This is a genomic window from Pseudomonas sp. WS 5079 (assembly GCF_012985465.1).
Lineage (GTDB): Bacteria > Pseudomonadota > Gammaproteobacteria > Pseudomonadales > Pseudomonadaceae > Aquipseudomonas.
Genome location: NZ_JAAQWN010000001.1, coordinates 71,632 through 97,682 on the forward strand (window position 1 = coordinate 71,632; position 26,051 = coordinate 97,682).

The following is a 26,051-nucleotide window of genomic DNA, read 5'->3' on the forward strand; positions in this document are numbered from 1 at the left end:
TACCGGGATTTTTCCGCGATTGCCAAGCTGGGAAGATGAACGCTCATTTTTCCGCACGAGGCAGTTCCCATGACATCTCCCCTCAAGGGCAAAACCGTGGTGGTGATTGGCGGTAGCAGCGGCATTGGCGCCGAAGTCGCCCAACAGGCGGCATCCCGTGGCGCGCAGGTGGTACTGGCCGGGCGACGCCTGGCGTCGACGGTCGACAACGGCGTGCGCAGCGAGCCGGTGGACGTCACCGACAGCGCCTCCCTGCAACGTCTGTTCGAAGCGGTGGGGCGTTTTGACCACCTGGTGTTCACCTCGGGCCCTGCGGTCCAGGCCAAACACCTGCAGGACACCGACCTGCCACTGGCCCAGGACAACTTCAATGTGAAGCTCTGGGGCGCCTTGCGCGCAATCCAACAGGCGCTGCCTTTTCTCGACGAGCGCGGCAGCATCGTCCTGACCTCGGGGCAGTTGGGGCGCAAGCTGGTGCCGGGGCAATTTATCAAGGTCGGCATCAATGCCGCGACCGAAGCGTTGGGCAAGCAGTTGGCCAAGGAACTGGCGCCACGGCGGGTCAACGTGGTCAGCCCTGGGGTGATCGACACGCCGGCATACGCGGGGATGCCTGAGGAACAGCGTCAGGGCATGTTCGCCAAGGTGGGCGGGGCGTTGCCGGTAGGGCGGGTGGGGCAGGCGGAGGAAGTGGCGGCGGGTTATTTGATGGCCATGGAGAATGGCTTTATCACTGGCAGCGTGATCGATATCGACGGCGGTGGGTTGCTGTAAACACTGAACCCAATGTGGGAGCGGGCTTGCCCGCGATGGCGGCGTGTCAGTCAATACATAGGCTGACTGATCCACCGCTATCGCGGGCAAGCCCGCTCCCACATTTTTTGTGTCGTGTCAGGCCTTCAGGGTACGGGTCATGCGCAGCGCCAGCACACTACCCGCGACGATCACCGCCGCCAGCAGGTACAGCGCCAGGTCGGTGGAGCCGGTCGCATCCTTCACAAACCCCACCACATACGGGCTTAAAAAGCCCGCCATCTGGCCCATGGAGTTGATCAATGCCAGGCCGCCCGCGGCCGCGCCGGCGCTGAGCATGGCGGTAGGCACCGGCCAGAACATCGGCAGGCCGGTGAGGGCGCCCATGGTGGCGATGGTCAGGCCAAGGATGGCAATGGCCGGGGTGGTGGCGAAGTTCACCGCGATGATCAGGCCGACAGCGCCCATCAGCATCGGCACCACCAGGTGCCAGCGGCGCTCTTTGCGCAGGTCGGCAGAGCGGCCCACCAGCAGCATGAATACCGCCGCCAGCAAATAGGGGATCGCACTGAGCCAGCCGATCACCAGGTTATCGCTAAAGCCCATGTTCTTGATGATCGACGGCAGCCAGAAGTTGATGGCGTACACGCCGCTCTGGATGCAGAAGTAGATCAGGCCGAACGCCCAGATCGCCGGGTTCTTGAATACTTCCAGCAGCGAATCAGTGGTGGTCTTGGGCTTGTTGGCCAGGTCGGTGGCCTGGTCGGCCTCGAGCACTGCGCGCTCATGGGCGGTCAGCCACTTGGCGTTGGCGAAGCTGTCGCTGAGCAGGAAGTAGGCGAGGGCACCGAGGATCACCGTCGGCACACCTTGCAGCAGGAACATCCACTGCCAGCCCGCGAGGCCGCCTTGGCCCGCCGCGAAGTGGTTGAGGATCCAGCCGGAGAACGGGCTGCCGAGCAGGCCCGACACCGGGATCGCGGACATGAACAGCGCCATGATCCGCCCACGGCGGAAGGTCGGGAACCACTGCGAGAGGTACAGCACCACGCCCGGGAAGAAGCCCGCTTCAGCGGCACCGGTAAACAGGCGCAAGGTGTAGAAGTGCGTCGGTGTGGTCACAAACAGCAGGCAGGTAGACAGGGTGCCCCAGGTGATCATCATCAGCGCAATCCAGCGCCTGGGACCGAACTTGGTCAGCGCCAGGTTGCTCGGCACGCCACACAGCACGTAGCCGATAAAGAAAATCCCGGCGCCGAGGCCGTACACGGTCTCGCTGAACTTCAAGGCGTCGAGCATCTGCAGCTTGGCAAAGCCGACGTTGACGCGGTCCAGGTAGTTGAACAGGTAGCAGATGAAAATGAAGGGGATCAGGCGCAGGGTGATGCGCTTGTAGACGGCGTTTTTGTCGTCATCGTTGGCCAGGGTAGCGGCGGCGCTCTGTGACATGGCGTTCTCTCTTTATTATGATTTTTCGCGATGCGAGGGTAACGTTGATCGCCCCAAGAGTCTCGGTCACGGGACGGTGTCGTGTCTTTGTGCCCCCGCACAGCGATCCATCCATTGCGCTGTGCCTTTGAACAATCGCTTAATGCAGCGCTTTCAAGGAATTTAGCCCCATGTTCGAACTCGATCATGACCTGGCGCAGGATATCGTCAATCGCACGATGGCCATTTTGCCCTACAACGTTAACGTCATGGACAGCCAGGGCCTGATCCTCGGCAGCGGCGAGCCGGAGCGCATCAATACCCGTCATGAAGGCGCGCAATTGGTGTTGGCCAACGGTCGCGTGGTGGAAATCGACAGCCAGACCGCCAAGCACCTCAAGGGCGTGGCGCCGGGGATCAACCTGCCGCTGCTGCATGACCAGCGCCTGATCGGGGTGCTGGGCATCAGCGGTGAACCGCAGTTGCTGCGCACTTATGCCGAACTGGTGCGCATGACTGCCGAGATGCTGGTCAGCCAGCGCCATCAGCAGGCGGAGCAGCAGTGGCGGCGCCAACGCTGTGATGATCTGCTGGCGTTGCTGCTGGCCGACAGCGGCGAGTCGCCGCGCCTGGTGGACGAGGCCCAGCAACTGGGGCTCAAGCCGCAGTTGCCGCGAACCCCCTATCTGTTTGAGCTGGGCCCGGGCCAGACCGCCGAAGCCCTGGCTGCCTGGCTGGCTTCGCGTTATCCGGACAGCTGGTGCGTCAGCAGCGCACAGTTTTCGTTGCTGTGGTGTCGCCCGGCAGCGGTGCCGATGGACAACCCGCGCCTGCTGGAAAAACTCGAGGCCTCGGGCTGGAACATCCTGCGGGTGGCCGTCGGTGGCCAGGCCGACGGATTGGCAGGCTTGCGCCGCTGTTATCGGCGGGTGGCGGACTTGCTCGCCTATGGCCGTGACGTGCTGCCGCAGTCGCGCCTGCTGACCCTCAATCGCTACCGGTTGCCGGTGATGCTCTGGCGCCATCGCAACGACGATGCCCTCGACGAACTGCTTAACCCATTGCGCAAGGTCCTGGCCAAGGACGCCAACGGCCAACTGCAGGCGACGCTGCGCAGTTGGTGTGAGCACGACGGGCAAAGCCAGGCCTGTGCCGATGCATTGGGCATCCACCGCAACAGCCTGCGCTACCGCATGGAGCGCATCGCCGAATTGAGCGGTGTCGACCCGTTGACCTTGGATGGCATGCTCGCGCTGTACCTGGGCGTGCAACTGCTGCCCCAAACCCCTTAGGAGGCGCTTTTGTAGAAATGAACAACAAACCCCAGCCGCGCTTGTGCATCGGACAGGCGTCATTGCCGGTGCCAACTGGCAGCATGGGCGTCATAAAAACCGGAGAAAGCCCATGAAAGTCATCATCGCCCCCGACTCGTTCAAGGACAGCCTGAGTGCCGAAGGCGTGGCCCAGGCCATTGCCGAAGGCCTGGCTGAGGTTTGGCCGCAGGCCGAATTGATCCAGTGCCCGATGGCGGACGGCGGTGAAGGCACGGTGGAGTCGGTGCTCGCGGCCTGCCATGGCCAGTTGCGCAGTTGCACCGTGCAAGGCCCGTTGGGCGGCACCGTGCAGGCGCGCTGGGGCTGGTTGGCCGAAAGTGCCACGGCAATCATCGAAATGGCCGAAGCCAGCGGCCTGCAACTGGTCCCGCGGGAGCAGCGCGATGCCTGTTCCAGCAGCACCTTTGGCACCGGTGAGCTGATCCGCGCCGCCCTCGATGCCGGGGCCCGGCGGATCATCCTGGCGATTGGCGGCAGTGCCACCAATGACGGCGGCGCCGGTGCCATGCAGGCCCTTGGCGTGCAACTGCTCGACGCCCAAGGCCACAGCCTGGCGCGTGGCGGCCTGGCCCTGGCGCGCCTGGCACGGATCAATCTTGAGCAGTTGGACCCGCGCCTGGCCCAGGTGCGTTTCGATATCGCCGCCGACGTCAACAACCCCCTGTGCGGCCCCCACGGTGCCTCGGCGATTTTCGGCCCGCAAAAAGGCGCCAACCCACACCAGGTCGAGCAGCTGGACCAGGCCCTCGGACACTTCGCCGACCACTGCGCCGAAGTCTTGCCCCGGGACGTGCGCGACGAGCCGGGCAGCGGCGCGGCCGGTGGCCTGGGCTTTGCCGCCAAGGCCTTCCTCGGCGCTAGGTTTCGTGCGGGCGTGGAGGTGGTCGCCGACCTGGTGGGCCTGGAACACGCCATGCGCGGCGCCGACCTGGTGATCACCGGCGAAGGCCGCTTCGACGCCCAGACCCTGCGCGGTAAAACCCCGTTTGGCGTGGCGCGGGTGGCCAAGCAACAGGGTGTTGCGGTGATCGTTATCGCCGGCACGCTGGGCGAGGGCTACGAGCAGATGTATGCCCATGGCGTCGACGCCGCGTTTGCCTTGCCTGGCGGGCCGATGAGCCTGGAGCAGGCCTGCAGCGAAGCGCCGCGGTTGCTGCGTGAGCGGGCGGCGGACATTGCGCGAGTGTGGCGCTTGGGCGCGCAGCGCAGTGGCGGATGACAGCGCTTGTTATCGCCGCCTACACTGATCGGCCACTTGTCTTTCAAAGGATGAAACACAATGCCTACACATGACACCAATATCGTGATCCAGCGCTTTGCCGAAAGCCATCTTCAAGGCATGCATGCGCTCTACAACGATCCGGCCGTGTGCCGTCAGGTGCTGCAGATGCCGTTCCAGTCGCTGGAGGTGTGGCGCAAGCGCCTGGCCGATACCAATGAGCGACTGCTCAGGCTGGTGGCGGTGCAGGCGGGTGAGGTGCTTGGCAGTTGCACCCTGGAGCAGTACGCGCGCAGTCGGCAAAGCCATGTCGGTAGCATCGGCATGGGTGTGGCGGTGGCCTGGCAGGGCAAGGGGGTGGGCACCCAGTTGCTGGGCGCGGCGCTGGAGGTGGCCGACAACTGGATGAACCTGCACCGGGTGGAACTGACGGTGTATGTCGACAACGAGCCGGCCCAGGCGTTGTACCGCAAGTTCGGTTTCGAGACTGAAGGCCGGCTGCGCGATTACGCCGTGCGCGACGGCGTATTTGTCGATGCCCTGAGCATGGCCCGCCTGCGTCAGACCGCCTGATCGCCCAGGGCAAACGCCACCGCAGCCTGCGCATGCAGCAAGGTGGTGTCCAGCAGCGGCAGCTCGCTGTGCTCGGGCTTGATCAGCAGGCCGATCTCGGTACACCCCAGGATAATCGCCTGGGCGCCACGGGCCGCGAGGTTGGCGATGGCCTGCTGGTAAACCTGGCGTGAGGCTTCGTTGATCACTCCGACGCACAACTCTTCATAAATGATCCGGTGCACGGCGTGGCGTTCTGCTGCGTCGGGCACCAGCACGTGCAAGCCCTGGGCTGCCAGGCGCGCCTTGAGAAAATCCTGTTCCATGGTAAACGCCGTGCCCAGCAGGCCAACGGTCAGGGTCTGGGCCTTGACCGCCGCCGCGCCCGCCGCATCGGCAATGTGCAGGAACGGCACCGACACGCCAGCTTCGATCTGCGGCGCCACCAGATGCATGGTGTTGGTACACAGCACGATGCAGTCCGCGCCACCGGCTTGCAGGCGGCGTGCGGCGTCTTGCAGGATCAGCGCGGCGTCATCCCAGCGCCCGGCGTGCTGGGCTTGTTCCACCGGGCCGAAGTCGACGCTGTAAAGCAGGATTTGTGCCGAGCGCAGCGGCCCCAACCGGTCGCGTACCTGCTGGTTGATGATCCGGTAATACTCGGCGCTGGACTCCCAGCTCATGCCGCCGATAAGGCCGATGGTGCGCATGCAAAGCTCCTCAAGCTGTTGGGCGAAAGCTACACCTTACCCAACACGCGAGCGTTAGTCATACGCGCCGGTGCAGCATCTGCCATGATCGTTGTTTGCAGCCCCCGAGGAACACCGCAATGGACGATGTACAGCAATTGGGCGAGATGCTTCGTCATTACGCCGACAGCGAAGCGCACAAGCGCCAGCAGTTCGAGGTGCAGTCAGCCCGCTGGACCCAGAAAATCACTGAGCTGTACGGCGAGATCGAGCAGTGGTTGGCGCCGGTCAAGAGTGATGGTTTGCTGGAGGTGCAGCGTGAGGCTTATGTGGCGTCTGGCCCAAGCGTGCCGGTGGAGACTTCGACCTTCAAGACTGAGAAACTGACCATTCATATCGCGGGCAAACCGGTGGAGTTTGTGCCGGATGTGATGGGGGCGGGTGGGTTGATTTCGTTGTCGGTCATGGGGCTGACCGCGGCCCGTTACGGCAGCATATCCCTCGTGCTGCTGCCGGGGTCCAATGATTGGTTGTGGAAGAAAACCAATGGCTTGAAAGACCCGGACACCTTTGCCTTCGATGCCAACTTCCTGGCCTTGCAGTTGCAGAGCCTGATTCCCCGCGAGCGCGGCTGATCCCCAGGCAAATGTGGGAGCAGGCTTGTGTGGGCTTGTGTGGGAGCGGGCTTGCCCGCGATAGCGGTGTGTCAGGCAAGTATTCCTGACCTGATATACCGCCATCGCGGCATGAGTATTTACACCACTCTTTTCTGGGTTTGTGTACATATCCGTTGCTGCGGTCACGGCGGCTATTGGTTCTGCCCTTACGGCGGGTCACTTTTGGAAAAGAGCCCGGAGTGCCGGCCCAGCCAAAAGTAACCAAAAGGGCTCTTGCCCCACCACTCGGCACCTCGCCCAGGCTCGGATGACGGGCAGCGTGGTTTAACGGGGCGCCTAAGATCAAAATCACAAGTAAAGCGGCCTGACAGCCGACCTGATCGTCAAGGCGTGCGCGTACCCCTGTAGGAGCTGGCTTGCCTGCGATGGTCGTTAACGATGACGAATGAATACCAGATACTCTGATGTGTTCTTTCGGGCGTCATCGCAGGCAAGCCAGCTCCTACAGGGGAACGCAGCTTCGCGCTCTGGTTCTGCTGTTGCTGTTGCTGTTGCTGTTGCTCTGCTTTTGATCTGGCTTTTGATCTTAGGTGCCCCGTCAAACTACGATGGCCGCAGGCAGGTATTGCGCAGTGGGCACCCCGGCATGGATGCCGGGGTAGCCGCGACACGGCCATGACCGCAGCAACGGATATGTACTCACACCCAACTACAAAAAAAGAGCGAGTTGTGTAGACACCTATGGCCATCGCGGGCAAGCCCGCTCCCACACAAGCCCGCTCCCCCAAAAAGCCCAACACCGAGCTTTAGAGCTCGACATTACCCCAGCCCGGCTTGGCCTCCTCAGGCGCCACCGCCTTGACCTGTTTGCCTGTCGCCAGCTCCACCCGCCGCGCCACTTCCGGGTCGTCGGCAAACGGAATCAAGCTCGCCTCATCCAAGGTTTCCCCCGATTGCCCGCGCAGGCAGTACTCCACGGCGCCATACAGGCAGATCACCGCCGCCAGGTTGAAAATGACCTCCCACATCAGGCGATCTGCGCATCATTGTGCGCCACCTTCAGGTCGGCCACCCGTACGGTGCGCCAGGTGTTGTAGGCCATCAGCAACATGCCGCCAAGGAAGAACACCCCACCGGCAAACCGCACCACAAACCCCGGGTGGCTGGCCTGCAAGGCCTCTACGAACGAGTAGGTGAGGGTGCCGTCGTCGTTGACCGCCCGCCACATCAGGCCCTGGGTGATGCCGTTGACCCACATCGAGGCGATGTACAGCACCGTGCCGATGGTTGCCAGCCAGAAGTGCAGGTTGATCAGCGGCACGCTGTACATCTGCTCGCGACCGAAGACTTTCGGGATCATGTGGTACAGCGAGCCAAAGGTGATCATCGCCACCCAACCCAGGGCACCCGCGTGAACGTGGCCGATGGTCCAGTCGGTGTAGTGGGACAGGGCGTTGACCGTCTTGATCGCCATCATCGGCCCCTCAAAGGTCGACATGCCGTAGAACGCCAACGACAACACCAGAAAGCGCAGGATCGGGTCGGTGCGCAATTTATGCCAGGCGCCCGACAGGGTCATCATGCCGTTGATCATGCCGCCCCAGCTGGGTGCCAGCAGGATCAGCGACATGGCCATGCCCAACGACTGCGCCCAGTCCGGCAGCGCGGTGTAGTGCAGGTGGTGGGGCCCCGCCCAGATATACAGGGTGATCAGCGCCCAGAAGTGCACGATGGACAGGCGATAGGAATACACCGGCCGCCCGACCTGCTTGGGCACGAAGTAATACATCATTCCCAGGAACCCGGTGGTCAGGAAGAACCCCACCGCGTTGTGCCCGTACCACCACTGCACCATGGCGTCGGTGGCGCCGGAATACACCGGGTAGGACTTGAACCAGTCCACCGGGATCGACAGGTGGTTGACCACATGCAGCATGGCGATCACCACGATAAACGCGCCGAAGAACCAGTTGCCGACGTAGATGTGCTGGGTCTTGCGCTGCACCACGGTGGTGAAGAACACAATGGCGTAGGCCACCCACACCACGGTCATCCACACCGCGCCGGAGAATTCGATCTCGGCGTATTCCTTGGTGGTGGTGTAGCCCAGGGGCAGGGTGATCAGCATGATCACAATCACCGACTGCCAACCCCAGAACGTAAAGGCTGCGAGCCAGTCGCTATACAGGCGCACCTGGCAGGTACGTTGCACCGCGTAGTAGCTGGCGGCAAATTGCGCGCTGCCGGCAAAGCCGAAAATCACCAGGCTGGTGTGCAGTGGCCGCAAGCGGCCAAAGGTGGTCCAGGGCAGGTCCAGGTTCATGTCCGGCCACACCAGTTGGGAGGCGATCCATACGCCCATGGCCATGCCGATAACGCCCCATACCACGGTGGCGATGACGAATTGACGGACAACCTTATAGTTATAGGCCTGCCCGGTTGATGCTGTGCTCATGGTCAGTCTTCCACGGTTTCAAGTCCCGGGCACTGTAGGAAATCCATGAAAAACAAAACAGGCTCAGAAAAACTACATTAATACGGATCAGAATTTATCCCTTAAAACATGGGGTATTGCACGGCTGATATGGTTTTTTAGTTTTTAGCTGAATCTGTGACGCATTGAGCTGTAAGTGCATAGTCGCTCCCATAGAAACCGCTGCCGTCGAGCGCGGTCAGCCATGATGAGGTAGCGAGATGTATCGGTACGATGAGTACGACCGGGCCCTGGTCTTCGAGCGTGTGGCGCAGTTTCGTGATCAGGTCGAACGGTTTGTCGCTGGCGACCTGAGCGAAGAAGAATTCCTGCCGCTGCGCCTGCAAAACGGCCTGTACCTGCAAAAACATGCCTATATGCTGCGGGTGGCGATCCCCTACGGCACCCTCGGTGCGCAGCAGTTGCGCACCCTGGCGAGCATTGCCCGGGACTACGATCGCGGCTACGGCCACTTCACCACGCGCCAGAACATGCAGTTCAACTGGATCGAGTTGCAGCAGGTGCCTGACATCCTCCAGCGCCTGGCCGAAGTCGACATGCATGCGATCCAGACCTCCGGCAACTGCGTGCGCAACATCACCACCGAAGCCTTTGCCGGGGTGGCCGCCGACGAGTTGCTGGACCCGCGCCCGCTCGCGGAAATCCTGCGGCAATGGTCGACCATCAACCCCGAGTTCCTGTTCTTGCCGCGCAAGTTCAAGATCGCCATCTGCTCGGCGCGCCAGGATCGGGCGGCGATCATGATGCATGACATCGGCCTCTATCTTTACCAGGACGCCGGCGGCCACATGCTGTTGCGCGTGCTGGTAGGCGGCGGCCTTGGGCGCACGCCGATCCTCGGCTTGCAGATTCGCGACGGCTTGCCCTGGCAGCACCTGCTGTCGTACGTCGAGGCGGTGCTGCGCGTGTACAACCGCCATGGCCGGCGCGATAACAAGTACAAGGCGCGGATCAAGATCCTGGTCAAGGCCCTGGGCATCGAGGCGTTTTCCCGGGAGGTGGAGGAGGAGTGGCAACACCTGCGCGACGGCCCGGCGCAATTGACCGAGGATGAGTACCAGCGCGTGGCCTCGGCCTTTGTACCACCGCATTATCAGGCGCTGCCCGACACCGACCTGGACTTTGGCACACACATGGCCGACAGCCCGGCGTTCGCGCGCTGGGTGACACGCAACGTGCAGCCCCACAAAGTGCCGGGCTACAGCAGTGTGGTGCTGTCCACCAAGCCGGGGATTGCCGCGCCGCCGGGCGACGTGACGGCCGAGCAGATGAACGCCGTGGCGCAGTGGGCCGAGCAGTTCGGCTTTGGCGAAATCCGCATCGCCCATGAACAGAACATCGTACTGCCGGATGTGCCCAAGGCGTGGCTGCATGCGTTGTGGTCCCTGGCCTGCGAGCAGGGCCTGGGCAGCGCCAATGTCGGCTTGCTGACCGACATCATCGCCTGCCCCGGCGGCGACTTCTGTGCCCTGGCCAACGCCAAGTCGATCCCCATCGCCCAGGCGATCCAGCAGCGCTTCGACAACCTCGACTACCTGCATGACCTGGGCGATATCAGCCTGAATATCTCCGGCTGCATCAATGCCTGTGGGCATCACCACATCGGCAATATCGGCATCCTGGGCGTCGATAAAAATGGCAGCGAGTGGTACCAGATCACCCTGGGCGGCGCCCAGGGCAAGGCCAGTGCGCTGGGCAAGGTGATTGGCCCTTCGTTCAGCGCCGCACAGATCCCGGATGTGATCTCACGCCTGATCGCCACCTACGTCCGCTACCGGGAGAGCGACGAACCCTTTATCGACACCGTGCAACGCATCGGCCTGGAGCCGTTCAAGGAGCGGGTGTATGGCAGCGTGGTGCAACCGGTATGAACAATCTGTTGAGCCTGGAACAGGGCGTGGCCCGTATCAAGCAGGATGACCCCTGGACCCTGGTGCGCGACGCCGCCGTACCGCTGCCCGCTGGCCCGTTGATCCTGCCGCTGGCCCTGTGGCTGAGCCGGCGTATTGTGCCAGAGCCGCCGCAGGACGCGGTGTGGCTCGGCCCGGACGATGAAGTCGAACACCTGCAGCCGTGGCTGGAGGTGTTGCCGCTGATTGCCCTGGACTTCCCCAGCTTTCGCGATGGCCGGGCCTACAGCCAGGCCTATCTGCTGCGCACGCGCATGGGCTGGCAGGGCGAGTTGCGGGCGGTGGGGGATGTGCTGCGCGACCAACTGAGCCATATGCGCCAGTGTGGTTTCGACGGGTTCGCCGTGCGCGAGGACAAGTCGGCCGTCGACGCACTCAAGGGCCTGGCGGGCATGAGCGTGAGCTATGGTCGCTCGGTGATTGAGCCGCGGCCGCTGTTTCGGCGGCGGCAGGTGCTTACTTCAATGCCGGGTCGCCAGGATTGAGTTTTTTCCAGCCCTGCATCACCACTTGCGTCTTGGGTTCCTGATTGTTCTCCAGGTAGTACTGGATCAGCGACAGCCGCGCGTTACGGTTATACGGTTGGCGCTGGAGCAGTGCTTCCAACTGCTGGCAGGCCTTGTCGACCTGACCACCGTCGTGCAACGCCACCGCCAGCACAAAGCTGTACTGCCCGTTGCCCGGTTCCAGGCGGGCGGCTTCGCGCAAGTGCGTCAGCGCCGACGGCGTATGGCCCTGGCGAATCAGCATCAACCCTTGGGTATGTTGCAGCAGCGCGGCCTCGGGATGTTGCTTGAGGTTTTCGGCAACCAGGCGGCGGGCTTCTTCGCCCCGGCCATTGGCCTCCAGCCACTGTGCGAGGGTCACCAGCGCCGGGTAGAAGTCCGGGTCGCGCAGCAGCGCCGTGCGCAGTTGGGCTTCGACCAGGCCGGCGCGCCCGCTGGCCTGGTACAGCATGGCCAGGTTGAGGTTGGCTTCGGCGCGCTCTTGCAGGCTCCGTTGCACGTTCTCGTATTCACCTATGGCCTGTTCCCAGGCCGGGCCCAGGCCTTGCGCTGCGACGCTGAGCAGATCCCGCGCGGCGAGAATGCGCACCGCCCGCACCGGGTCCTTGAGCAAGGGGCGATACAGCGCCACGCGCTCGGCAGGCGGCAGCAAGGCGCTGACCGCCCGAAGCGCACTCTCGCGCACCTGTGGGGCAGGGTGGCCCAGGTCTTTGGTCGCCAGCTTCAACGCCTGCTCACTGGGGTAGTTGGGCAACTCGGCCAGCAGCGTGGCGCGTTGGATCGCCGGCAGGTTGCTGCGCGCCAATTGCTCATACAACGCGTGTGCCGCACCCGGCTGGCCGCCGCGAATCAGCGCCAGGCTTTCGTCGTAGCGTGGGGCCTGGAGTGTCTGGCTGTGGTCCCACAGTTTGAATTGTGCGCTGATCTTGTCGCCGGCCTTGCCCTGGTGGCAGCTCAGGCAGGCGTCCGGGGTGCCGAGCCTGGCGGCGCGCTCGGGGTTGGGGATGCTGAAGCTGTGGTCATGGCGAAAGTCGTTGCCCATGTAGAACTTGCCGGGCATATGACAATCGACGCAAAACGAGCCAGGCTGCCCGGCGACATGGCGCGTGTGTTCCGGCGCTTCGTAATTCCTGGCCTGCAACCCGCGACCATCTACCGAGGCAACCGCAGTCTTGCCCGCCGTGTTGTGACATTGCAGGCACACACCGTTGCCGGGGGCTTTCAACTGGTTGCTATGGGGGTTATGGCAGTCGGTGCAGCGCACGCCCTTGTCGGCCATCTTGCTCTGGGCGAAGGAGCCATGCTCAAACACTTCGTCCTTGATCTTGCCGTCCAGGGCATACAACTCGCGGGTCAGCACGCTGGGCAGGTAGTCATCCATCAGGCGCTTGCCCACGGTATAGCCGTCACCCAGTGGGGCGCGGCGTGCATGGCAGCGGGCGCAGGTTTCGAGCTCGACGGTGGCGTCCTTGTCCTTCAAGTCCACGGCAAAGCCTGCATGCAACAGGTCGCCTTTCTTCGCTGCCCATTGCACATGGTTCGAGGCCGGGCCATGGCAGGCCTGGCAGCCGACACCGAGGCTGTTCCACTGGCTGTCGAAGCGGTTGTTGGGCGCATCGAAATTGCGCTGGTAGCCGGTGGTGTGGCATTCCACGCACATGAAGTTGGCGTTTTGACTCGGCTTGCTCCAGTGCAATGGGTTCTTGAAGTTCACGCCCTGGCCGGGATAGAGGTGGAACCAGCGGTTTTTTTCGGTATCCCAGGCTACGCCCAAGGCCTGCAAGCGTCCGTCGCCGACCTCGATCAGGTACTGCTGCAAAGGGGCGATGCCGAAGGTGTAGGCGACCTTGAAGTCGGCAGGCTTGCCATCGACCCCCGGGGTGTTGACCCAGAACTCATCGCCCCGGCGCAGGAAGCGAGTGGTTTCGCCTTCGCCCTGGAACGAGGCATTGTTGAAATCGGCCGGTACCGTCTGGGGGGTTGCCTGCTGCATTGCCAGTTGATGGTGAGAACCTTGCCAGTCCTTGGCCTGGGGTTGATGGCAGCCCTGGCATTGCTGTTCGTCCACCATGTGCGCAGGCGGCGTCGGCGGTTTAGCCACAACAGCCACCGGTGTGGGCGCCGGCAGCGGCAGCTTGGGCGTACTGGCCTGGAGGAACAGCCAGATCGCGGCTATCGCCAGTAGCAAAACGGCAATCAACAGTGGGTAGAGATAACGACGGGATGAATCACGGTGGCTGACCTTGGGCATGCGACTTCCGATGTCCGATGCATTGACGCTCTATGGCGTGCTTAAGCTGTGTGCAGCTTTGACGCAGGTCAGGGTCCTGTCAAATCAGGGGTGTGAAATAAGCCGCACTTATGTGCCAGTAGTAGGATATTTTTCCAGAGTTGGCTATACCTGTTACTTCACGTTTCGACGATAAACGCCAAGGAGTTGCGCCATGAAGCTAGGGCTCATGATCAGTACGCTGTGTATTGCCTCACTCGGGGTGACCGGGTGTGCAAGTAAAGTCCCGCAGCCGGATGAGTATTCGGGATTTCTTTCCGACTACAGCCAGTTGCGCGAAGCCAAGTCGCCGTCGGGCGCAGAGGTGATGCGCTGGGTCGATCCCAAGCTCAATCTGAACCGCTACACCTCGGTGTATATCGAGCCGACTCAATTTTTCCCCAAGCCCCAGGCCACCGCGCAAATCCCCGAAGACACCTTGCGCAGCATCAACGAGTACTACAACCAGGCGCTCAAGCGTGAGCTGGTCAAGTCCCTGCCATTGGCCAACGCCCCGGGACCTGGGGTGATTGTGGTGCGGGCGGCGATCACAGCGGTCAGCCGCAAGACCGAAAGCCTCAAACCGTACGAGTACATTCCGGTCGCCCTGGTGGCAGCAGCGGTGAGCACCGGCACCGGGATTCGTGACCAGGAAACCACCCTGGGCACCGAGGCGCAGTTTCTCGATGGCGACAGTGGCCGGGTGATCGCCCAGGTCGTGCGCAAAGGCACGGGCAAGCCTTTGGACAACGATACCCAGGTGATGAAAGCGGCGGATGTGAAGGCGGTGATGGATGGCTGGGCGGCGGACCTGCACCAGTCCTACCTCAAGCTCAAGGCCAAGTAACCCACCCAACGCCTACAGGGAATGGGGCTTCGCGCTCCAGCTCTGCTTTTGATCCTGATCTTGGGCGCCCCGGCATGGATACCGGGGTAGCCGCGACACTGCCATGAGTGGCCGTTATCGCAGCAATGGATATGTGCACAAGCCCAAGAACCACTACACAGTTGTGTAGATACTCATGCTCATGGGCGGCAAGCCAGCCCCCACCCATCAATCCCCGACAAACCACCGGTAATACGGATTGGCCCCATCCTCCTGCAACACCTGGCGGATATCCCGGCCCCAGGCCGCACGATCACCGTCATAGGCGTGCAGGCTGGCGCGGTAGAACTGCATCAGGCGTTGTTGTTCGGCCTCCAGGGTGCGCAGCAATGCCCCATCGGCATTCTGCAAGGGCGCAGGCACTCGCAAGTCGAGCAAGGCCGGCAACACCCGCTTGATCTCCTGGCTGCGCACCCACGGGGCATATTCGATACGCGGCTGGTCATCGGTGACGGCCAGGGCTTGCCCGGCAAAGCGCTCCAGCCCGTTGCGATCGGTAACCCAGGTCGCCAGCAGGGTCGCGGCCGAATCAATGCCAACCTCGGCCAGGGCGCTGCGCACCGGGGCTTGCTCGAAGCGCTGGCGAATACGCGCGGCGTCCAGCTCGATCGGTTCCATGGAGCCCACCAACAGCATCTCGTGGAACTCGCTGGTCCACAGCGTGGCGTAGGGGAACACGTCGAGGAAGCTGCGCACCAATGATTGCGAGTCTTCGATGTTCTGCGTCGGCAGCGGTAGCCACTGGGCCAGCAGGCCGTGTTTTTCCAGGCGCCGCGCGGCCAGTTGGTAGAAGTCGCGCGAGTACAGGTTGACCACGCCGGCGGCGGAGGGCGGTGGTGGTTCCAGGGTGATCAAGTCATAGGCCTGGGGGCTGCGCAGCAGTTCCTGGCGACCGTCGCGCAAGCGCACCTGCACGCCGGAATCGCTGGCAGCGTTGTAGTTGCCCTTGAACAGCGGCGCCGCCTGCACCACAGCAGGCAGCAGTTCTGCGACGACCCGTTGCTCCAGTCCCGGATAACGCAACAGTGCGCCGGCGGTGATGCCGGTGCCAAAGCCGATCACCAGCGCCGCACGGGGCTCGGCGTTATGGATCAGCAACGGCAGCAGGGCCTGGATGCGCATATAGCGCAGGGACGGCATGGCGTCGCCGGTGTTGGACACGCCCTGGATGTACAGGCGCTGAAAGGCCCGCGTGCCCTTGCCCTGGGTGACCACCGCGACGGTCGCGCCACGGCCTTCCTGGTAAAACGCCAGGCTGGCATTGCGTGCGCCGGGCAGCAGGTTGGCCAGGCGGTCCACCGGGGTCAGCAGGGCCACGGCCAATGACAGCAGGCCGATGGCCGCCACGGCCTGGCGGCGACCTTTTTTCACCCCATGGCCACGGCGCACCGCGATGTAGCCCACCACGCCGGCAATCACCGCCAGCAGGCCCAGGGTGCGCACCAGGCCGAGCCAGGGGATCAGCACAAAGCCGCAGAGCATCACCCCGACAATCCCGCCCAGGGTGTTGAACGCCACCACCGCGCCCACGTCCCGGCCTACCTGCGCGCCGCCCACACTCAGGCGCAGCGCCAGGGGAAACGCCGCGCCGAGCAACAAGGTGGGCACAAACACAATGCACAAGGCGGCCATTGCAAAGCGTGCGCTCATGCCTGGCAATTCGCTGCCACCGAAGCTCAGTACCAACGCTTCAGCCTGGGTTTGCAGGAGCACCAGCCAACGGCCCAGCAGGGCGATTTCCAGCAGGGCCACCAACCCGGCACCGGCAATCAGCAGACCGAAGACGCCCCACGGATCGCGAATGCGTGCGACCCGGCGCGCCATCAGTTGGCTGCCGATAAACAGCCCGGCCAGGTAGGTGGCCAGCACCACGGCAAAGGCATAGGTGCGGGTACTCATGAATTGCACGATGGACTGCGACCAGACCACTTCATAACCCAGGGCCACGCCGCCGGCGATGGCATACAGCACCAGCGCCAGGCGCGCCGGTTGGGTCTTGGACGGGGCATTGACCGACGTTGCGCGATGGCGCACGTACAACAAGGCGCCGACGGCGGCGAGCAGGTTGAGCAAGGCGGCCACCAGGGCACTGCCGCGCACGCCAAAGGTGGCGATCAGCACAAAGGCCGTGAGCAGGGTGCCAACGATGGCCCCGGCGGTGTTGGCCGCATACAGCCGGCCACCGGCCTGGCCCAGGTCCTTGGCATCGACGTTGAGGGCGCGCACCAGCACCGGCAGCGTGCCGCCCATCAACAGCGCAGGCAGGCCTACCAGGGCGAAAGGCAGGACCCAGGCCAACAGGCCGATGCGTTGTTCCAGCCAGGCAAACGGGCTGGCGGCCATGCCCAGGGCCAGCGTGGCGCTGACTCCGAGCACGGCGACGAGAATTTCCAGAGCGGCGTAAAGCACCAGCGGCCGTGCGAGCCGATCGGCCCAGCGGCCAAACAGCCAGCTACCCAGGGCCAGCCCGGCAAAGAAGGCACTGATCCCGGTGGTGATGGCATAGACCTCGACCCCAACCACCAGTGACAGCTGCTTGATCCAGAGCACCTGGTACACCAGAGCGGCGCTGCCGGAGATGAACAGCAGCAGGGCGGGGATCAGCAGGGTGGAGGTCTGGAGACGGGCCAGGGGTTGGCTGGCAGTGCGTGAAGACATTGCAGATTGCCTTGTTCAAAGGGAACAAATATTTCAAAACTGGCGAAGATGCCCGGTGCAAACCGGGTTTAGTGTGGGAGCGGGCTTGCCCGCGATAGTGCAGTGTCAATCAATGCATTAGATGACTGACCCACCGCTATCGCGGGCAAGCCCGCTCCCACACAAGCCTGCTCCGACCTTTTACTGCGCCGGCGCTGCCTTCATTTTCTCGGCGATTTTCGCATCCACCGCCGCGCGAATCTGGTCGATGCTGAAGCTCGCCGGTTTCTGGCTGGGTGGGTACTCGATGAAGGTTTCGAGGAAGGCCGCCGATTTGGTCACCGCGACGCCCGCCAGGTATACGTTCTTGGTGCTCCAGTCGTAATACTGGTCAGACACCACGTCCGCCCGCTCGTACGGGTCCATGCGCAAGTTGAGGATCTTCGGCACCCGCAGGCACACGAACGGCTCGCTCCAGACCCGGAAACCGCCAGGCTGGCGCTGTTCGCAGAACACCACTTTCCAGTTGTCGAAGCGCATCGATACCAGCACCCCGTCGTCGTTGAAGTAGTAGAACTCGTTGCGTGCGCCTTTAGGTTGCTGGCCGGTCAGGTAGGGCAGTTGGTTGAAGCCGTCCAGGTGCACTTTGAAGTTGGCGCCGCCCGCGACCGGGGCCCAGCCTTTGAGCAGCTTGTCCTTGACCTCGGTATCGCCGGCCGCCGCGAGCAGGGTCGGGAACCAGTCCATGCCCGAGAGCATTTCGTTGGAGACTTCGCCGCCCTTGATCTTGCCCGGCCAGCGAATGATCGCCGGCACCCGGTAGGCGCCTTCCCAGTTGGAGTTCTTCTCGTTGCGAAACGGCGTGGTTGCCGCGTCCGGCCAGGAGAACTGGTTGGGCCCGTTATCGGTGGTGTAGACCACGATGGTGTTGTCGGCGATTTTCAGGTCGTCGAGGGTCTGCAGGAGTTTGCCGACGTCACCGTCGTGCTCCAGCATGCCATCGGCGTACTCGTTGCCGGGCATGCCGCTCTGGCCCTTCATCGAGTCGCGCACGTGGGTGAACACGTGCATGCGCGTGGTGTTCATCCAGACAAAGAACGGCTTGTCGGCCTCGGCCTGTTTCTTGATGAACGCCTGGGCGGCGGCGGTGGTTTCGTCGTCGATGGTTTCCATGCGCTTGGTGGTCAAGGCGCCGGTGTCTTCGATCTTGCCGTCGGCAAAGCTGTGGATCACCCCACGTGGGGTGTTGGCCTTGACGAAGGCCGCGTCGTCCTTGGGCCAGTAAGGACGTTCCGGCTCTTCTTCGGCATTGAGGTGGTACAGGTTGCCGAAGAACTCATCGAAACCATGGTTGGAGGGCAGGTACTCATCGCGGTCGCCCAAGTGGTTCTTGCCGAATTGCCCGGTGGCGTAGCCCTGGGACTTGAGCGCCTGGGCGATGGTGATGTCGCGCTTTTGCAGGCCTACCGGTGCACCGGGAATGCCGACCTTGGACAAGCCAGTGCGCAACGGCGTCTGGCCGGTAATAAAGGACGAGCGCCCGGCGGTGCAACTGTTCTCCGCGTAATAGTCGGTGAACATCATGCCTTCCTTGGCGATACGGTCGATGTTCGGGGTCTTGTAGCCCACGACGCCCATGGAATAGGCGCTGATATTGGTTTGCCCGATGTCATCGCCGAATATCACCAGGATATTCGGCTTTTCGGCGGCCAGGGCTGTCGCCCCGACCCCCATCACTGAAACCGCCACCAGGGCCAGTTTCGGTAGCCACTTGCATATGCGAGTCATGAGACCTGCTCCTTTATCGGCTTGAGTCGCACTGCTGCGACCAACGTTTACTACAGTCCATCGCGACGTCTTTGCTTATTGCACCTGCTTTTGCACAACCGGCTCGAACGGATAGATACGCCGCCAGTCGGCGGCCATATCGACCACGGTCCAACCCTTTGTATTGGCCTCGTCCAGGGCCTTGTCCAGGCGCCCCACCGAAGAGTTGCGGTCATACGCCCACTCCCGCGCAGCGTCGGTGTGGTGCACCAGCCCCATGAAACGTTTCCCCGCGCCTGCCGCCGTCCATTGCAGCATCTGCAAGTCGCCGTCGGAGTTGCCGAAGGCGAGGATCGGTCGCCGGCCAATCACCGCATCGATGCTTTCCGGCTTACCCGGGCCATCGTCGTTATGGGCCAGCTTGGCGGTACGCAGGATCTGCGGCTTGCCGTCGTTGATCTGGAACTGCGTGACGAAGCTGCTGCCGATAACCTGTTCCGGCGGTACGCCATAGACCACGTCGGCAAAGGCGCGCATGAAGGCGGTGTCGCCGCCGGACACGATGTAGGTCTTAAATTGCTGGCTGCGCAGGTAGTCGAGCATTTCCAGCATCGGCTGGTAGATCATCTCGGTGTAGGGCTTGCCGGTTTTCGGATGGCGGGCCTGGGTCAGCCAGGCCTTGGCATTGGCGATAAAGGTCTCGGTGCTGATCCCGGTATGGGTCGCACCGATGATTTTCAGCAGGCCGTCCATGCCGCTCTGGGCCAGGGCCTGGTGGTCGTTTTCCAGCACGGCCTTGAACGGTTGGGTGGTTTTCCAGTCCGGGTGCTGGGGCGCCAGGCGCTTGATTTCATCGAACGCGAACAGCACCTGGAAGTACGCCGGCTGCTCGGTCCACAGGGTACCGTCGTTGTCGAACACGGCGATGCGCTCGGCGGGCTTGACGTAGTCCGTCGAACCTTCGGCGGTCACGGCCTGGACGAATTCGATGATGTGCTGTTTGCTCGGTCCTTCATTCCATGATGGCAGCGGGTCGCTGGCCCATGCGGGAAAGCTCAGGCACAGCAGCAGGGGCAGGGAGCGGCGCAGAGACGTCATGGGAAATCCTTTTCGCGACGGGGGTTCAGTGGTAGCAAGCGTAGTCGACGGCAGACCCGGCGCAATGTCGCCCAGGCGCGGCGCCACAGTGCTGGCAGCCGTGGCCAGAGCGAGTGGCCGAGGTAGCCGGCCAATAGCAGCAGCACCAGCGCCGCGCTCCAGGCCAGGCCGTGGCGCGACAGTTGCCAGCGCGTGTGTTGGCCCAAGTCCTTGAGGTCCTGGGCGATCGAAAAGGTCGGGCGGTAGTCGCTGCCAGCCAGGGCTTCGACGCTGATGGCGGGCAACTGCGCCACTTGCAGGCGATGGTTGCGGCTGTCCCACCATTTCACGCTGATGGCCGGTAACTGGTAATGGCCGCCCTGTTCGACCCGGTATACCCAACGGTCCACGCGCTGGCCGCCGCTGACAGTACCGCGCCCGTCGTCCAGGTTGCTGATCAGCGCCGCCTGCGGGTAAGCGCGCAGGCCTTCGATCGAGGCTTGAGGCGGCGCCGGCAAGGACAGCGCCGGGGTGTTGTCGGCTTGCAGGGTGAGGGTGCGGGTCAGGCTGTCGCCCACCTTCAGCGGTGTGGCCGAGGTGCTGAGGTGTTGGCTCAGGCGCACCCCTTCGGCCACCAGCAGGTTCTCGCCGGGGTTGAATCCGGGTGGCAGCGTGGCCTTGAACGCCAGTGGCGCGCTGTGCGCAGTCAGAGGGGCGCTGGCCTGACCGGGTTGGGCGCTGACGGCCAGGGACGGCACGTTGAACTGCTGTGCCACGTTGGGAGTGATGCGGTAGCGATAGCGCATGCCATAGAAGTTCTGGCCGTCGATCACCTGGGTCAGGTGCTCGGCCTCGCCCCCCGGTGCCTCGACCCGGGCGCCCGGCAATTGCAGGGCGGGCAGGCTGGCGGCGGCGGTGAACCAGGTGTCGGTCAGCACGTCCACCTGCAACTGCGCTTGCTCGCCCACCATCACTGCCGGGCCGGGCAGCAGTTGCACGTGCACCTTGAGTTGCGGCTCGCCGGCCATGAGCTGTGTGCAGAACAGCAGGCCGAGCAGGGCGGGCTTATTCATGGGCGCCGCCCTGGTCTTGCAGGCTGAATTTGCGCCGCAGGAAGTTGGCCGGCGAGGTGGTCAGGTTCTGCAACCACAGGGCGTCACTGCTGGCTTGTTCGGTCTGCACCGCCTTGGTTTGGCCCTTGCCGGGCGTCTTATCGAACTTGATCGCGTCGGGCTTGACCTCAGGGGCGTTGTCGGCGGCGCTTTCGGTGTCTTTTTTCAGGGCCATGGCCAATGCCAGGTTGGCACTGGCCTCGGGGAACTGTGGCTGGCGCTGCAAGGCTTGCTGGTAGGCGCTGATGGCCTGGTCGAACTTGAAGCGGCGCACATGGATATTGCCCAGGTAGAACGCCGCCTGCGCGCTGTCGAGTTGGGCGAAGGTGGCCTGGGCCAGATCGTAGTCGGCGGCGTTATAGGCCGCGATGCCTTTCCAGTAGGGGTCGACAAACAGGCGGGCGGCGGCGGGGTAGTGGTGGTGCTCGAAGGCCCAGCGCCCTTGTTGATCGGCTGTCAGAAAAGCATCGGCCAGCCCGTTGGCCTGGGCCGGCGCGGGTTGCAGGAACAGGCCCAGCATCACCACGGCGGCCCAATTCAGGCTCCAGCCCCGGCGCACGCCGAACAGTGCCACCAGCAACAGCGGCCAACACAGCCAGTAGCCTTCGTCTTTCCATTGCAGGGCGCGCTGTTGTTCATCGGCCGCCTGGAAGTGCTGCTGCGCGTGCAGCTCCACCCAGTCCAGGTCGTCGTCATTGAGGGTCAAGCTGCCCAGCGGCGCATCGGTGGCGGCGGCCAGTTGCTTCAAGGCCGGGGCGTCGAAACTGCTGGGGTTGCTGCCCACCGCCAGGACCAACACTTGCAGCGGGCTGTCGGCCAACAGGGGCTTGAGCCGCGGCAGTTGGGTGACGTCGGCCCCGTCGCTGAGCAGCAGCAGGGTGCCGGGGGACTTTTCTGCGTCGAGCAGGCGCCTGGCTTGCTCGATGACCGCAGCCACGTCCTTGCCCGGCCGTGTGATCAGGTCGCTGGCGAGGGCCTGGATAAAGCTGTCCAGCAGCGCCGGGTCATCGGTGGGCGGCAACACCAGGTGCGCGCTGCCGGCGTAGACGATCAGTGCGGTTCTTGCGCCTTTGCGCCGCGCAACCAGGTCATGCACCTTTTGTTTGGCCGCTTCCAGGCGGGTGGGCGGCACGTCGATGTTGTCCATGGACGGGGACAGGTCGAGGGCAATGATCAACGGTGCGCGATTCTCCAGGAAGGCCGGTCGGTCCTGCTCCCAGGTCGGCCCAGCAGCGGCGAGGGCGCCGAGCACCAGCAACGCACTGGCCAGGTGCACCGGGCGCAGGCGATGGGGATCGCTGGGCGTGAGCAACAGGTGCGGCAACAGGTGCGGGGCGATATTGCCGCGCAGGCGGCGTTGCAGGTCGCGGTTACGCCGCCAGAGCAGGGGCAGCAGTACGCCGATCAAGGCCAGTAGCAGCCAGGCGGGGCGCAGGAAGTGCAAGTCACTGAGGTTGAACGCCATCCGGCACCTCCCGTCTGGTGCGGTACGGCCATGCTGCAGCGATCAGGTGGTATACGGCGAACACACTCAAGGCTGCGCCCAGGGGCAGCCAGAACAGATCGCGCTTGGGTTGGTGGCTGAGGGTCTGGACCTGATGGGGGGTGAGCTGGTCGAGGGTGCTGTAGATCTGGTCCAGGGTGTCGCGGTTTTCTGCACGGAAATAGCGCCCGCCGGTGGCGTCGGCAATCTGTTGCAAGGCGCCCAGGTTGACCTTGGCCTCGCCCGACGCGCCGGGGTCGCCAATGCCGATGGTATGGATTACCACGCCTTTGACCGCAGCCATGCTGGCGGCGTGGTCCGGGGTGATTGCGCTGCTGGTGTCGTTGCCGTCGGTGAGCAGGATCAGCACTTTCTCCTGCTCGTGGGCCGCGTCCAGCAGCTTCAGGCTCAGGCCGATGGCATCGCCAATGGCCGTGTTGGGCCCGGCCATGCCGATGCCGCTGTCATCGAGCAGCAGCGCCAGGCTGGCATGGTCCAGGGTCAGCGGTGCCTGGGGGTAGGCGCCGCTGCCAAACAGGATCAGGCCCAGGCGGTCATCCTTGCGCCGCTGGATAAACCCCTGCACCACCTGTTTGACTGCGGCCAGGCGGTCAATCTTCTGGCCGCTGGCGTCGGTGAAGTCCTGGGTCTGCATGGACTGGGAAATATCGATGGCCAGCATCAGGTCGCGCACCGGCTGTTGGCGTTCGATAGGTTTTTCTACCCAGACCGGGCGCGCCACGGCCAGCACCAGAAGGGCCCAGACCAGCAGGTTGAGCAGCAATTGCCCGCGATTGCTGCGGCTGCCGCTGGCTGCCGGGGCTTGCCCCACCGCGCGGCTCATCCCGGCGAAAAACGGCACCCGCACCGCGCTGCGCGCCTCGTGGTAGGCGGGCAGGTAACGCCAGGCCAGCCAGGGCGCTGGCAGCAGGAGCAACAACCAAGGGTAATCAAGCTGCCACATGATGCCCCTCCACCCAGGTTCGGCACTGGGCCAGCAGGCGTGCACGCTGTTCGGCGCCCAGCGCCTCGGGCGGCGCGTAAGCCAGTTCGGCCAGTTGCCGGCTGAGGTCTGCCGGCACCTGCCCAGCGCCATGGCGTTGCAGGAAGGCTTGCCAGTCGGCGCCACTCAAGGTCGGCACGCGTTGCAGCTCTTCGGGGGCCAGGGGCATCGACAGCGCCACGCGCTTGAGTAACACCGGCAGTTCCCGTAGATCCTCCAGCGCATCCAGGCGGGCCAGGGCCTCACGGCGATAGGCATTGCGGCGCCACGCAAGCCAGGCCCTGGCCGCCCACACCAGCAGGCCGAGGATCAGCAGGCCGAGCAGCAGCCACCAACCCCAGGTCTGCGGCCAGTAGCTGACGGGCGCGGGTAAGCCCAGCTCTTGCAGCTGTTCGATGCTCGGCACCTGGGCGTTCAACGGCGCCTGCCCAGTTCGTCGCGCAATTGCTCGGCGGCGGGCAGGGCGCTGCTGAACATCAGCACGGGCACCTGGCTGCGCCGCAACAGGTTGGCGACATCCTTGAGGCGGCCGCCGAGAAAATCCCCCAGGGGTTGGCGCACCTGCTGTTGTTGCACGGCCAATTCCACCTGCAACTGGCCCTGGGTCACGCGCAGTTGGCCACTTTTGGGCACGTTGAGGGCCAGCGGATCGTAGACCTGCAAGGCGAGCACATCGTTATGGGCCGACAGCTGGCGCAGCAGTTGCAGGGTGCGCGGCCCGGCGCCGGCAAAGTCGCTGACGATGCAGATCAAATGGTCATGCCCGGCCAGCGCCAGGCAATGCTGCAAGACCTTGTCCAGTTGCCCGTCGCCCTCATGGTCCGGATTGCGCGCATTGAGCGCCTGGTTGTGCTGCACGATACGGCTGCACAGGGCCTCGACCCGCTTGCGGCTGCGCAACGGGGCCACGGCGTCGATGCGCTCATCGTTGAACACCACGCCGCCGACCCGGTCGCCTGCGTTGAATACCATCCACGCGGCGAGCGCCGCCAGTTCGGCGGCGACGGCTGATTTGAAGCTGCGCACCGAGCCAAAGAACATCGACATGCGCTGGTCGACCACGATCAAGGCCGGGCGGTCGCGCTCTTCGGTAAAGGCGCGCACCACCGGCTTGCCGGTGCGCAGCGAGGCGCGCCAGTCGAGGTGGCGCAGGTCGTCACCGGGCTGGTAGCGCCGCAGTTCATCGAAGTTCAGGCCGCGCCCGCGCAGGCGTGACGCATGGTTGCCCGCCAGGATGCTGCCGTGGGGCTGGCGTGCCACAAAACTCAAGCCCCGTGCCTGGAACTGCAGGGCCATCAACTGCCCGAGGGACACGTAGACCTGACCGTCGGCGTTCATGCCGGGATCGCCACTTTGGCCAGCAGGCGGTCGAGCACCTGATCGGCACTGACCCCATCGGCCACCGCGTCGTAGCTCAGTTGCAGGCGATGGCGCAGTACTGGATGCACCACCGCTTGCACGTTGGCCGGGGTGACGAATGCCTGGCCCTGCAACCAGGCATCGGCGCGTGCGCAGCGGTCCAGGCCGATGCCGCCACGGGGGCTGGCGCCGAGGCTGATCCAGCGTGCCAGGTCCGGGTCGTAGTCGCCGGGATGGCGGGTGGCGTTGATCAGGTCGATCAGGTAGCGGTCGATGGCCGGCGCGACCTGCACGGCGCTGACTTCCCGGCGGGCGGCGAAGATCACCTCTTGTGCCAGGTTGAAGCCCTGAGTGACAGGGGCGTCGCCTGCCTGTTCTTCGGCCCGCAGCAAGCGCAGCACCTGGCTTTCATCGTCGGCGCTGGGGTAGTCGAGGAGGATTTTTAGCAAAAAGCGGTCCATCTGCGCTTCCGGCAGTGGGTAGGTGCCTTCCTGTTCGATGGGGTTCTGGGTGGCGACCACGATAAACAGTTCGGGCAGCGCGTGGCTGGCGCCGGCCACGGTGATTTGCCGCTCTTCCATGGCTTCGAGCAGGGCGGCCTGGACCTTGGCCGGGGCGCGGTTGATTTCATCAGCCAGGATCAGGTTGCCGAACAAGGGGCCGGGCTGGAAACGGATCTGGTTCTGCCCGTCCACCTGGTGCAGCACCTCGGCGCCGGTGATGTCCGAAGGCAGCAGGTCGGGGGTGAACTGGATCCGGCTCATCTGCGCGTCGAGGTGCCTGGCCAGGGCCTTGACCGTGCGGGTCTTGGCCAGCCCCGGCAGGCTTTCCAACAGCAGGTGACCGTTGGCCAGCAGGCCCAGGAGGATCTGCCGGATAACCTGGTCCTGGCCCAGCACGCTTTCGGCGATGCTGGCTTGCAGGGCGTTAAGATCGTTGAGCGCTGTCATCACAAT

The 26,051-nt window shown here is 63.9% G+C and carries 22 protein-coding genes; 8 read left to right on the forward strand and 14 right to left on the reverse strand.

Annotated features, from left to right (window positions below; genetic code table 11):
• Positions 1–69: 69 nt before the first annotated feature.
• Entirely contained in the window at positions 70–774 is a 705-nt protein-coding gene (locus HBO05_RS00365; RefSeq protein WP_170041518.1) for an SDR family oxidoreductase, read from the forward strand.
• Positions 775–891: 117 nt separating this feature from the next.
• Here HBO05_RS00365 and HBO05_RS00370 read toward each other — a convergent pair whose 3' ends face one another.
• Positions 892–2,202, reverse strand: a complete 1,311-nt coding sequence (locus tag HBO05_RS00370; RefSeq protein WP_032860575.1) for an MFS transporter — start codon at positions 2,200–2,202, stop codon at positions 892–894.
• Between the two features lie 170 nt (positions 2,203–2,372).
• Here HBO05_RS00370 and HBO05_RS00375 point away from each other — a divergent pair, with 170 nt between their 5' ends.
• From HBO05_RS00375 to HBO05_RS00385, 3 genes are all read left to right on the forward strand, one after another.
• Positions 2,373–3,473 carry a sugar diacid recognition domain-containing protein gene (locus HBO05_RS00375; RefSeq protein WP_169955874.1) on the forward strand — a complete coding sequence of 367 codons (1,101 nt, stop codon included), beginning with the start codon at positions 2,373–2,375 and terminating at the stop codon, positions 3,471–3,473.
• 112 nt (positions 3,474–3,585) lie between these two features.
• Positions 3,586–4,734 (forward strand): glycerate kinase, encoded by a 1,149-nt coding sequence (locus tag HBO05_RS00380; RefSeq protein WP_172311153.1) that lies wholly within the window; start codon positions 3,586–3,588, stop codon positions 4,732–4,734.
• Between the two features lie 60 nt (positions 4,735–4,794).
• Complete coding sequence (locus HBO05_RS00385) at positions 4,795–5,307, forward strand: GNAT family N-acetyltransferase (protein ID WP_169955878.1); 513 nt, start codon at positions 4,795–4,797, stop codon at positions 5,305–5,307.
• Here HBO05_RS00385 and HBO05_RS00390 read toward each other — a convergent pair.
• Complete coding sequence (locus HBO05_RS00390) at positions 5,295–5,996, reverse strand: aspartate/glutamate racemase family protein (protein ID WP_169955880.1); 702 nt, start codon at positions 5,994–5,996, stop codon at positions 5,295–5,297. The genes HBO05_RS00385 and HBO05_RS00390 overlap by 13 nt on opposite strands.
• 119 nt (positions 5,997–6,115) lie before the next feature.
• On the opposite strand from HBO05_RS00390, the gene HBO05_RS00395 reads away from it, so the two are divergent.
• Positions 6,116–6,610 carry a hypothetical protein gene (locus tag HBO05_RS00395; RefSeq protein ID WP_169955882.1) on the forward strand — a complete coding sequence of 165 codons (495 nt, stop codon included), beginning with the start codon at positions 6,116–6,118 and terminating at the stop codon, positions 6,608–6,610.
• A gap of 788 nt (positions 6,611–7,398) precedes the next feature.
• Here the strand turns inward: HBO05_RS00395 and HBO05_RS00400 are convergent.
• Both HBO05_RS00400 and ccoN read right to left on the reverse strand, forming a co-directional pair.
• Positions 7,399–7,620, reverse strand: a complete 222-nt coding sequence (locus HBO05_RS00400) for a cbb3-type cytochrome c oxidase subunit 3 (RefSeq protein ID WP_169952532.1) — start codon at positions 7,618–7,620, stop codon at positions 7,399–7,401.
• Positions 7,620–9,047 (reverse strand): cytochrome-c oxidase, cbb3-type subunit I, encoded by a 1,428-nt coding sequence (gene ccoN / locus HBO05_RS00405; protein WP_169952531.1) that lies wholly within the window; start codon positions 9,045–9,047, stop codon positions 7,620–7,622. The genes HBO05_RS00400 and ccoN overlap by 1 nt, the downstream gene beginning before the upstream one ends.
• Before the next feature lie 239 nt (positions 9,048–9,286).
• On the opposite strand from ccoN, the gene HBO05_RS00410 reads away from it, so the two are divergent.
• Positions 9,287–10,957, forward strand: a complete 1,671-nt coding sequence (locus HBO05_RS00410; RefSeq protein WP_172311155.1) for a nitrite/sulfite reductase — start codon at positions 9,287–9,289, stop codon at positions 10,955–10,957.
• Complete coding sequence (locus tag HBO05_RS00415) at positions 10,954–11,481, forward strand: DUF934 domain-containing protein (RefSeq protein WP_170057417.1); 528 nt, start codon at positions 10,954–10,956, stop codon at positions 11,479–11,481. Before HBO05_RS00410 ends, HBO05_RS00415 begins: the two co-directional genes overlap by 4 nt.
• On the opposite strand, the gene HBO05_RS00420 is transcribed toward HBO05_RS00415, so the two are convergent.
• A complete protein-coding gene (locus HBO05_RS00420; RefSeq protein WP_172311157.1) occupies positions 11,453–13,753 on the reverse strand; it encodes a cytochrome c3 family protein in 2,301 nt (766 codons plus the stop codon). The genes HBO05_RS00415 and HBO05_RS00420 overlap by 29 nt on opposite strands.
• A gap of 193 nt (positions 13,754–13,946) precedes the next feature.
• On the opposite strand from HBO05_RS00420, the gene HBO05_RS00425 reads away from it, so the two are divergent.
• Positions 13,947–14,618 carry a DUF3313 domain-containing protein gene (locus HBO05_RS00425; RefSeq protein WP_169952527.1) on the forward strand — a complete coding sequence of 224 codons (672 nt, stop codon included), beginning with the start codon at positions 13,947–13,949 and terminating at the stop codon, positions 14,616–14,618.
• A gap of 207 nt (positions 14,619–14,825) precedes the next feature.
• Here the strand turns inward: HBO05_RS00425 and HBO05_RS00430 are convergent, their stop codons facing one another.
• The 9 genes from HBO05_RS00430 to HBO05_RS00470 form a co-directional block, all read right to left on the reverse strand.
• Complete coding sequence (locus HBO05_RS00430; RefSeq protein ID WP_172311159.1) at positions 14,826–17,315, reverse strand: fused MFS/spermidine synthase; 2,490 nt, start codon at positions 17,313–17,315, stop codon at positions 14,826–14,828.
• A gap of 180 nt (positions 17,316–17,495) precedes the next feature.
• Positions 17,496–19,082 (reverse strand): arylsulfatase, encoded by a 1,587-nt coding sequence (locus tag HBO05_RS00435; RefSeq protein ID WP_172311161.1) that lies wholly within the window; start codon positions 19,080–19,082, stop codon positions 17,496–17,498.
• Positions 19,083–19,157: 75 nt separating this feature from the next.
• Positions 19,158–20,159: an HAD family hydrolase gene (locus HBO05_RS00440; protein WP_169952524.1), complete on the reverse strand. Its 1,002-nt coding sequence runs from the start codon at positions 20,157–20,159 to the stop codon at positions 19,158–19,160.
• Complete coding sequence (locus HBO05_RS00445) at positions 20,156–21,211, reverse strand: BatD family protein (protein ID WP_172311163.1); 1,056 nt, start codon at positions 21,209–21,211, stop codon at positions 20,156–20,158. Before HBO05_RS00445 ends, HBO05_RS00440 begins: the two co-directional genes overlap by 4 nt.
• Complete coding sequence (locus HBO05_RS00450; protein ID WP_172311165.1) at positions 21,204–22,715, reverse strand: VWA domain-containing protein; 1,512 nt, start codon at positions 22,713–22,715, stop codon at positions 21,204–21,206. The genes HBO05_RS00445 and HBO05_RS00450 overlap by 8 nt, the downstream gene beginning before the upstream one ends.
• The gene (locus tag HBO05_RS00455) at positions 22,696–23,697 is read right to left on the reverse strand and encodes a VWA domain-containing protein (protein WP_172311167.1); all 1,002 of its coding nucleotides are present in this window, start codon (positions 23,695–23,697) and stop codon (positions 22,696–22,698) included. Before HBO05_RS00455 ends, HBO05_RS00450 begins: the two co-directional genes overlap by 20 nt.
• Positions 23,684–24,154, reverse strand: coding sequence for a DUF4381 domain-containing protein (locus HBO05_RS00460; RefSeq protein ID WP_169952520.1), 471 nt, complete (start codon positions 24,152–24,154; stop codon positions 23,684–23,686). Before HBO05_RS00460 ends, HBO05_RS00455 begins: the two co-directional genes overlap by 14 nt.
• Entirely contained in the window at positions 24,151–25,074 is a 924-nt protein-coding gene (locus HBO05_RS00465; protein ID WP_172311169.1) for a DUF58 domain-containing protein, read from the reverse strand. Before HBO05_RS00465 ends, HBO05_RS00460 begins: the two co-directional genes overlap by 4 nt.
• Positions 25,071–26,045, reverse strand: a complete 975-nt coding sequence (locus tag HBO05_RS00470) for a MoxR family ATPase (protein ID WP_169952518.1) — start codon at positions 26,043–26,045, stop codon at positions 25,071–25,073. Before HBO05_RS00470 ends, HBO05_RS00465 begins: the two co-directional genes overlap by 4 nt.
• Positions 26,046–26,051 lie beyond the last annotated feature (6 nt).

What these genes read in the sequence shown, in the direction of transcription:
- HBO05_RS00395 (WP_169955882.1), top strand. Translation starts at nt 6,116, where the DNA reads ATGGACGATGTACAGCAATTGGGCGAGATGCTTCGTCATTACGCCGAC.
- HBO05_RS00470 (WP_169952518.1), bottom strand. Translation starts at nt 26,045, where the DNA reads ATGACAGCGCTCAACGATCTTAACGCCCTGCAAGCCAGCATCGCCGAA.
- HBO05_RS00420 (WP_172311157.1), bottom strand. Translation starts at nt 13,753, where the DNA reads ATGCCCAAGGTCAGCCACCGTGATTCATCCCGTCGTTATCTCTACCCA.
- HBO05_RS00435 (WP_172311161.1), bottom strand. Translation starts at nt 19,082, where the DNA reads ATGACTCGCATATGCAAGTGGCTACCGAAACTGGCCCTGGTGGCGGTT.
- HBO05_RS00375 (WP_169955874.1), top strand. Translation starts at nt 2,373, where the DNA reads ATGTTCGAACTCGATCATGACCTGGCGCAGGATATCGTCAATCGCACG.
- HBO05_RS00380 (WP_172311153.1), top strand. Translation starts at nt 3,586, where the DNA reads ATGAAAGTCATCATCGCCCCCGACTCGTTCAAGGACAGCCTGAGTGCC.
- HBO05_RS00430 (WP_172311159.1), bottom strand. Translation starts at nt 17,315, where the DNA reads ATGTCTTCACGCACTGCCAGCCAACCCCTGGCCCGTCTCCAGACCTCC.
- HBO05_RS00450 (WP_172311165.1), bottom strand. Translation starts at nt 22,715, where the DNA reads ATGGCGTTCAACCTCAGTGACTTGCACTTCCTGCGCCCCGCCTGGCTG.
- HBO05_RS00465 (WP_172311169.1), bottom strand. Translation starts at nt 25,074, where the DNA reads ATGAACGCCGACGGTCAGGTCTACGTGTCCCTCGGGCAGTTGATGGCC.
- ccoN (WP_169952531.1), bottom strand. Translation starts at nt 9,047, where the DNA reads ATGAGCACAGCATCAACCGGGCAGGCCTATAACTATAAGGTTGTCCGT.
- HBO05_RS00365 (WP_170041518.1), top strand. Translation starts at nt 70, where the DNA reads ATGACATCTCCCCTCAAGGGCAAAACCGTGGTGGTGATTGGCGGTAGC.
- HBO05_RS00370 (WP_032860575.1), bottom strand. Translation starts at nt 2,202, where the DNA reads ATGTCACAGAGCGCCGCCGCTACCCTGGCCAACGATGACGACAAAAAC.
- HBO05_RS00415 (WP_170057417.1), top strand. Translation starts at nt 10,954, where the DNA reads ATGAACAATCTGTTGAGCCTGGAACAGGGCGTGGCCCGTATCAAGCAG.
- HBO05_RS00445 (WP_172311163.1), bottom strand. Translation starts at nt 21,211, where the DNA reads ATGAATAAGCCCGCCCTGCTCGGCCTGCTGTTCTGCACACAGCTCATG.
- HBO05_RS00390 (WP_169955880.1), bottom strand. Translation starts at nt 5,996, where the DNA reads ATGCGCACCATCGGCCTTATCGGCGGCATGAGCTGGGAGTCCAGCGCC.
- HBO05_RS00455 (WP_172311167.1), bottom strand. Translation starts at nt 23,697, where the DNA reads ATGTGGCAGCTTGATTACCCTTGGTTGTTGCTCCTGCTGCCAGCGCCC.
- HBO05_RS00425 (WP_169952527.1), top strand. Translation starts at nt 13,947, where the DNA reads ATGAAGCTAGGGCTCATGATCAGTACGCTGTGTATTGCCTCACTCGGG.
- HBO05_RS00440 (WP_169952524.1), bottom strand. Translation starts at nt 20,159, where the DNA reads ATGACGTCTCTGCGCCGCTCCCTGCCCCTGCTGCTGTGCCTGAGCTTT.
- HBO05_RS00385 (WP_169955878.1), top strand. Translation starts at nt 4,795, where the DNA reads ATGCCTACACATGACACCAATATCGTGATCCAGCGCTTTGCCGAAAGC.
- HBO05_RS00410 (WP_172311155.1), top strand. Translation starts at nt 9,287, where the DNA reads ATGTATCGGTACGATGAGTACGACCGGGCCCTGGTCTTCGAGCGTGTG.
- HBO05_RS00400 (WP_169952532.1), bottom strand. Translation starts at nt 7,620, where the DNA reads ATGTGGGAGGTCATTTTCAACCTGGCGGCGGTGATCTGCCTGTATGGC.